Origin of the sequence: Flavobacterium sp., assembly GCF_043780635.1 — a bacterium.
Classification (GTDB): domain Bacteria; phylum Bacteroidota; class Bacteroidia; order Flavobacteriales; family Flavobacteriaceae; genus Flavobacterium.
Map to the genome: position 1 here is coordinate 1 of NZ_JAYWCK010000159.1, position 7,606 is coordinate 7,606.

5 protein-coding genes are annotated in these 7,606 nt (G+C 34.1%); all 5 read right to left on the reverse strand.

The annotated features are described in order from the left end of the window. Window positions 1-533: aminotransferase class I/II-fold pyridoxal phosphate-dependent enzyme (locus ACH2BV_RS14345; protein WP_395051457.1), on the reverse strand; the 533-nt coding region annotated here is incomplete at its 3' end. Next, a complete protein-coding gene (hisD, locus tag ACH2BV_RS14350) occupies window positions 523-1,815 on the reverse strand; it encodes a histidinol dehydrogenase (RefSeq protein ID WP_395051458.1) in 1,293 nt (430 codons plus the stop codon). The genes ACH2BV_RS14345 and hisD, both read right to left, overlap by 11 nt. A gap of 17 nt (window positions 1,816-1,832) precedes the next feature. Next, window positions 1,833-2,690 (reverse strand): ATP phosphoribosyltransferase, encoded by an 858-nt coding sequence (gene hisG / locus ACH2BV_RS14355; protein ID WP_395051460.1) that lies wholly within the window; start codon window positions 2,688-2,690, stop codon window positions 1,833-1,835. 357 nt (window positions 2,691-3,047) lie between these two features. Continuing rightward, a complete protein-coding gene (gene pckA, locus ACH2BV_RS14360; RefSeq protein WP_395051461.1) occupies window positions 3,048-4,670 on the reverse strand; it encodes a phosphoenolpyruvate carboxykinase (ATP) in 1,623 nt (540 codons plus the stop codon). A gap of 494 nt (window positions 4,671-5,164) precedes the next feature. Next, a partial coding sequence (locus ACH2BV_RS14365) for a phosphoenolpyruvate carboxylase (protein WP_395051463.1) occupies window positions 5,165-7,606 on the reverse strand: 2,442 nt, incomplete at its 5' end.

The window sequence follows — 7,606 nt, forward strand, 5'->3', positions numbered from 1 at the left end:
ACCAATCCCTTGAAATTCTGCAACAAATAGACCACGCTTTCATCCAAAAATGAATTTGCAGTTGGATTGTTTGGTGAACACAAAAAGATGATTTTGGTGTTTTCGTCAACAACATCAAGAATTTTCTCCACTTGTGGTTGAAAATCTTCCGAAAGAAACACTTCCCTATTTTCAACGGCATTGATATTTGCCAAAACGCCATACATGCCGTAGGTTGGCGGCAAAGTGATTACATTGTCCACTTTGGGTTCACAAAAAGCCCTAAAGATTAAATCCAGTACTTCGTCGCTTCCGTTTCCGAGTAAAATTTGATTTGGTTTTACGTTTTTCTGTTTGGCCAGAACCTTTTTTACATTGCTTTGTTGCGGATCAGGATATCGATTCACTCCATTTTGGAATGGATTTTCATTGGCATCCAAGAAAATCATATCCGCTATGTCGAAATCCTCAAATTCATCACGTGCCGAAGAATAAGGTTTCATCGACTTGACGTTTTCTCGAACCAGATTATTTATATTGAAACTATTTTCCATCTTCAATCGCTTTTAATCGTAATGAAACTGCATTTTTGTGCGCCTGCAATCCTTCGGCTTCTGCCATTATTTCGATGGCTTTGCCAATATTTTCAATTCCTTTTTCAGAAATCTTTTGAAATGTCATCGATTTGGTAAAACTATCTAGATTCACACCGCTGTAATTCTTGGCATAACCATTGGTTGGCAGCGTATGATTCGTTCCTGAAGCATAATCTCCAGCACTTTCCGGTGTATAATTTCCAATGAAAACCGAACCTGCATTGCCAATGTTATTTACATAAAAATCTTCATCTTTTGTGCAAATTATAAAGTGTTCCGGGCCGTATTCGTTGATTAATTCTAGCGCAATTTTGTCATTGTCGACAAAAATCAGTTTCGAATTGGCAATGGCTTTTTCGGCAATGGCTTTTCTTGGCAAAACTTCCAATTGAGATTGAATTTCTTTTTCCACTTCATCAATTAATTCTTTTGAAGTAGAAACCAAAATTACCTGACTATCTGTTCCGTGTTCCGCTTGCGACAACAAATCGGAAGCGATGAAAGCAGGAACGGCAGAATCATCAGCCACTATCAACAATTCAGAAGGACCAGCCGGCATATCAATTGCCACGCCAAATTGGGTCGCCAATTGTTTTGCCACAGTCACAAATTGATTTCCAGGTCCAAAAATTTTGTACACTTTTGGAATTGATTCCGTACCAAAAGTCATCGCTGCAATCGCTTGGATTCCTCCTACTTTCAAAATTTTGGTGACACCGCACAAATTGGCAGCGTATAAAATGGCAGGATTTATATTTCCGCTTTTATCTGGTGGCGAACATAAAACAATTTCGTTACAACCAGCAATATTAGCCGGAACAGCAAGCATTAAAACCGTTGAAAACAATGGTGCGGTCCCTCCTGGAATGTACAACCCAATTTTTTGAATGGGTCTTTTTTCTTGCCAGCAATTTACACCTTCGATAGTTTCCACAACCACTTTAGCTGTTTTTTGAGCGGTATGAAATTTTTCTATATTCGATTTTGCCAGTTGAATAGCTTCTTTTAATTCAGTAGGAATTGAGGCAATAGCCTTGTCAATTTCTGATTTTGAAACTTCAATATTTTCAAATTTAACGCCGTCAAACAATGAAGTGTATTTTGCAACCGCAACATCACCTTTCTTTTGAACTTCCTTGAAAATTTCTTTCACGGTAAATTCAATATCGTCAATAGTTTTTGTTGGTCTTTTTAAAATTTCGGACCAAGTTTCCGGTTTTGGATTGAATATTTTGTTCATTTTTTTCTCTTTAAACTTTATAAAACCATTTTTTCGATTGGGCAAACTAGAATTCCTTCGGCTCCAGCTTCTTTTAATTGGTCGATGACATCCCAAAAACTGTCTTTATCAATAACGGAGTGAACGCTGCTCCATCCTTCTTCGGCTAAAGGTAAAACGGTAAGGCTTCTTAAAACAGGAAGAATTTTACCAATAGCATCAATTTTATCATTGGGAACATTCATCAAAATGTATTTTGATTTTCGGGCTCTCAAAACCGATTTAATTCTGAATTGGAGTGTGTCGATAATGGATTGTACTTCTGGAGTAACTTTTGGCGAAACAGCTAAAACTGCCTCACTTTTAAAAATCACTTCTACTTCCTTTAAATTATTTTTGAATAGCGTACTTCCACTGGAAACAATATCCACAATAGCATCGGCAAGTCCAATATTTGGTGCAATTTCAACAGAACCAGAGATTTGGTGAATATCTACTTTCATTCCAAATGAACCAAAATAATTAATAACTGTATTTGGATACGAAGTTGCGATACGCATTCCGTCAAGATCCTTCAATGATTTATAATCAAATGTTTTAGGAACAGCAACCGAAACTTTACATTTAGAAAAGCCCAATTTTTGGATTACTTTTATATTTTTCCCTTTTTCTACTAAAAGATTATCGCCAACAATGGCAGCATCTACAACGCCATCTATCAAGTATTGAGGAATATCCGAGTTTCTCAGAAACAAAACTTCCAAAGGAAAATTTGAAGCTGAGGCTTTAAGTTGGTCATTCCCATTATCGATAGATATTCCGCAATCTTTTAGAATTTGGATGCTGTCTTCGTTTAAACGACCTGATTTTTGAATTGCAATTTTTAAAGTACTCATTTTTTTGTTTTTTAATTTATTTTGAATTTTTTGTTTGAGTACAAAGGATATATAATAAAAAACCCGTTTGATGTACTCAAACGGGTTTTAAAATATGATGATTTACACACATATCATTAACACATCGCTTGAGAGCAATAATGAAAATGATGGTGATGTAGTTGAATTGATAACATAATTTTTAATTTCATAATCCTTTTATCCGATTGCAAATATACGAGATATTTTAATTACAACGCACTTTTTAATTTAACTAATCGAAAAGAAATTGTTAAAAAATGATTTTAGAATCAAACATCTGTAACAAATAGTATTAAAATATCAGCTACAGATGTTTAAATAAATTAAATTTTAAATCTAGTTTAAAACTGATTCTACTAAAGAAGGTCCTGCGCTAACTAAACGTTTTCCTTCTTCGGTATTTGTGTATTGCTCAAAGTTTTTGATGTAACGAGATGACAAATCAACAGCTTTACGAACCCATTCTTCTTTATCTTTGTATGTGTCTCTTGGGTCAAGAATTCCGTCGCTTACATTTGATAAAAACAAGGGTATTGTTAAATTCAAATAAGGAATTGTTCTGGTTTCAGCTTTGTCAATTTCACCGTTTATGATTGCATCAATGATTGCTCTGGTGTTTTTTAATGAAATTCTTTTTCCTGTTCCATTCCATCCAGTGTTTACTAAATAAGCTTTTGCACCGTGTTGTTTCATTTTTCCAATTAATGTTTTAGAATACATTGTTGGGTGTAAAGTCAAGAAAGCTTCTCCAAATGCTGGTGAAAATGATGGTTCCGGTTCAGTGATTCCTCTTTCTGTTCCTGCTAATTTAGAGGTATACCCACAAAGAAAGTGATATTGTGCTTGATCTTCATCCAAGATTGATACAGGAGGCAACACACCAAAAGCATCAGCAGAAAGATAGATTATTTTACTGGCGTGACCAGCTTTAGAAGGCAAGACAATTTTGTTAATATTGTATATTGGGTAAGAAACTCTTGAATTTTCAGTAATGGAATGGTCAAAATAATTGATTTCTCCATATTCATCAACAATCACGTTTTCTAATAAAGCATCTCTTTTGATCGCTCTCCAAATATCTGGTTCGTTAGCTTCGCTCAAGTCGATAACTTTTGCATAACAACCACCTTCAAAATTAAATACTCCATTATCATCCCAACCGTGTTCGTCATCACCTATCAAATATCTTTTTGGATCAGCAGAAAGTGTCGTTTTTCCTGTTCCTGAAAGACCAAAGAATACGGCAACATCTCCTTTTTCTCCAACATTAGCAGAACAGTGCATAGAAGCCATTCCTTTTAATGGAAGGTAATAGTTCATCATTGCGAACATTCCTTTTTTCATTTCGCCACCGTACCAAGTACCACCAATGATTTGGACTCTTTCAGTAAGATTAAATAAAACAAAGTTTTCAGAATTTAATCCGTGTGCTGCCCAATCTGGATTTGTTGCTTTTGAACCATTCATTACCACAAAATCTGGTTCTCCAAAGTTTTGCAATTCATAAATTGAAGGTCTAATAAACATATTGGTAACAAAATGTGCTTGCCACGCTACTTCCATAACGAACCGCACTTTAAGTCTTGTGTCAGCATTTGTGCCACAAAATGCATCTATTACATATAATTTTGGTGAAGTAGAAAGTTGCTCTAAAACAATTGCTTTTAAATCGTCCCAAACTTCAATTGTGGTGGGAAAATTTACTTTATCATCCCAGTATATAGTATCTCTAGTAATGTCATCTTTAACAATATATCTGTCTTTAGGAGAACGACCCGTAAATATTCCGGTTTTTACGGCAACGGCACCCGTATCAGTCAAGGCTCCCTTTTCAAATCCTTTTCTTCTATGAGAAACTTCTGCTTGATACAATTCTTCATAAGAAGGATTGTAAGAAACTTCGTGATAACCTGTTATTCCTAAATTGTGTAATTCTTGGATAATTTTAATGTTTTTCATTGTATAAATTTTAAATTATATTATATTTTATTGCTAATTAAATTTAATGAATTTTTAGTGAAACTAACTGATATTTATCATACTTTTAGTAAATCTACGAAATCGATATCTTTGTTTTCCATCGTTTGCAGGAATTCATACAAATTTAGAAGATGTTATTCTAATTAGAGGATGTGATGTTAAAATCTTTGATTTAGCATGAAATTATTCCTATTTCACTAACTATAATTTAATAGGTTTGTTTTTCTTTATGCAGGTTTTGAATCGTTTCACACATCATTTAAAATGTCTAATTCCGATAAGCTTTAGACTATTTTCGCTCCGGAAGCTCTACATTTACTAATTTGTATTGCTAATAATATCTATTAACAAACAAGTGATTGATGCATATAATTACCTCTATGCATCAATCGCTTATGTTTAAAAAAAAATATGTTTTGTCTGGTTTTTTTAATTTACGTCTAGCCGACTACTAACCTATAATGTTTATGATATCAACCAGTACTTTTTAATCCACTAGAGATTGAATTGATAAGGGAAAGAAGCTTGGTTAATAATCGTTCTGCTTTTTCAGGATCCTCCTCTTTGATTTCTCTCCACTCTTTAATGTATTTGACTTGAAGTTTATGAAGAATTTTTAGCTCCGTTTCTCTTTTATGTAAATTCTCTAGTTGATTTATTCTTCTATTTTTTAGTGGTTCACCAAAAACTCCTTCGATTTGTTTTATGCCTTCTGTATGATCTTTTAAAATTATTCCTAAGAAGTAGTCTTTAATGACTGGATCTTTTACTAATGCAGCATATTCTTGCATTATTGAAGTATCGGCAATGATTAAATTTGTCTCAACATGAATCAACATATATTTTAAGAATGGCCAATCATTCAATGAATTTTTAAAGACTTCATAGTCTGTTGGTGATTCGTCATGCAGTTTTTTAATGGCAAAACCAATTCCAAACCACCCCGTTAAATTAAACCGAGATTGATTCCAACTAAATACCCAAGGAATTGCTCTTAAATCAGCAAGAGAGCGATTTCCAGTTCGTCTAGCTGGTCGAGAACCAATTTTGTTGTGTTCTAAAACATCAATTGGGGTTGCTTCTCCATAGAAAGTGATAAAATCTGGGTGATTGATTAAGCTTTGGAAGTAATCAGCTGACCATGTTGCAAGTCTTTCTATAATTTCAAATGGGAAAACACTAGCTTTTGTAGTAGTTCGTCCCCTCATTGTTTGTCTAGCTGAACCAGAAAGCAACATTTCTAAATTATAGGTTGCATTCAAAGGGTTTGCGAGTTGCTGAGAAATTGTTTCTCCTTGAATGGTTAATTTCACATTGCCGCTAACTGCTTTAGAGGGCATACTTTCCATAAAACGATTATATTGTCCACCACCACGACTTATAGTGCCTCCAATACCATGAAAGAAACATAATTCAATTTTATGTTTGTTGCCTATTTCAGTAAGACGTTTTTCGGCTTTGTAAATATTCCATCGGCTTGCAAGAATTCCACCATCTTTATTACTATCGCTATAACCAAGCATTACTTCCTGAACTTCAGGCATAAATTGTTTGCGTTTTTGGGTTATTGGGTGACTTAAAAAAGAGTCTAAAATATCGTTTCCATTTTCTAAATCTTGAATGGTTTCTAACAATGGCGCTACTTTTATAGGTAGGTCTAAAATGCCTACTTCACGCATAAAAAGATAAATCACCAATAAATCGCTCAATTGTCGTGTCATTGACACAATCAATGTGCCAATACCTTCAGTTCCATATAAATCAATGTGTTGGCGAAGTACTTTAAAGTAATTTAATACATTATCAGCTTCTAAACCACAACTTGTTCCTGATACCACATATGGACGATTGGTTTGTAATTCTTTATTTAGAAATAGGGTACGTTTGTTTTCATCCCAATTTTTAAAATCATTATCCTCATATCCAACAACCTTTAATATTTGGCTTACGGCTACATCATAATAGTTGCTATTTTGTCTTATGTCTAATTTGGCAAGATGAAATCCAAAACATTGTAAATGTCTTTCTACAGGAAAAAGTAAATCTTCGGCAATTTTGAAAGCACCAATTTCTTGTAAAGTTTTTCTAAGTAATCTTAGGTCGGATTCAAGCATTGACGGTGTTTCGTAGAAAGTATTCGCATCATCAAATTTACCAGCCATAGTGTTCTCGAGACGAATAATTAATAAATTAATATATTGTCTCCAAGGTTCCATTGGATTTCGTTTGACAGCTTTGTCTCCAGATTCCCCTAACTGTTTTGCTTTTTCTTGTATGGCTTCTTCGAGAAATCTAGGAACTTTATTATTGTTGTTTGATAGGGTCATACTAGAGCCTAGTGCCACCATTTTTTCGTGCAAGATTTTTAATGCCGTGTTTCTAAGCAAAAGCAAGGTGCTTTTTGTCACTTCTGGAGTTACAAACGGATGTCCGTCTCTATCTCCTCCTACCCAATTTCCAAAATGTATAAGTGGGAATTGTTCTGGTTGAGTTAAGCTTTTTGGGTTAAAACCCATAGTAATCCAAGAATTTTTTAATTTTTCATCACTTTTTTGCAAAGCAACTGGGAATACTTTACTAAAATAATAGATTACATTATTACGTTCTGCAATTAAATCTGGTTTTTCTAAATATACCTCACCAGTTCTCCACCATCGTTCCAAAAGTGTTTTTATTTTTTCTTTAATAGTGTTTTTCTCTGTGATTGTCCAAATGTTGTTTTCGTTTTTAACTAACAATAAATAGAGTTCTCTATGAAGTTCTAATACCGAAACCCGTTTTGCTTCTGTAGGGTGAGCCGTTAGAACTGGCATTACATTTAATGTTGACAATACGTTCAACATTTCTTCTTCACTAACACCTTGTTCTTTCCAGATTTTGAAAGTTTCCCCCCAAGAACCACGAATGGCAGATAT

Bases quoted from the DNA above. Each gene is read 5' to 3' on its own strand.
- hisG (WP_395051460.1), bottom strand. From the start codon at position 2,690: ATGAGTACTTTAAAAATTGCAATTCAAAAATCAGGTCGTTTAAACGAA.
- pckA (WP_395051461.1), bottom strand. From the start codon at position 4,670: ATGAAAAACATTAAAATTATCCAAGAATTACACAATTTAGGAATAACA.
- hisD (WP_395051458.1), bottom strand. From the start codon at position 1,815: ATGAACAAAATATTCAATCCAAAACCGGAAACTTGGTCCGAAATTTTA.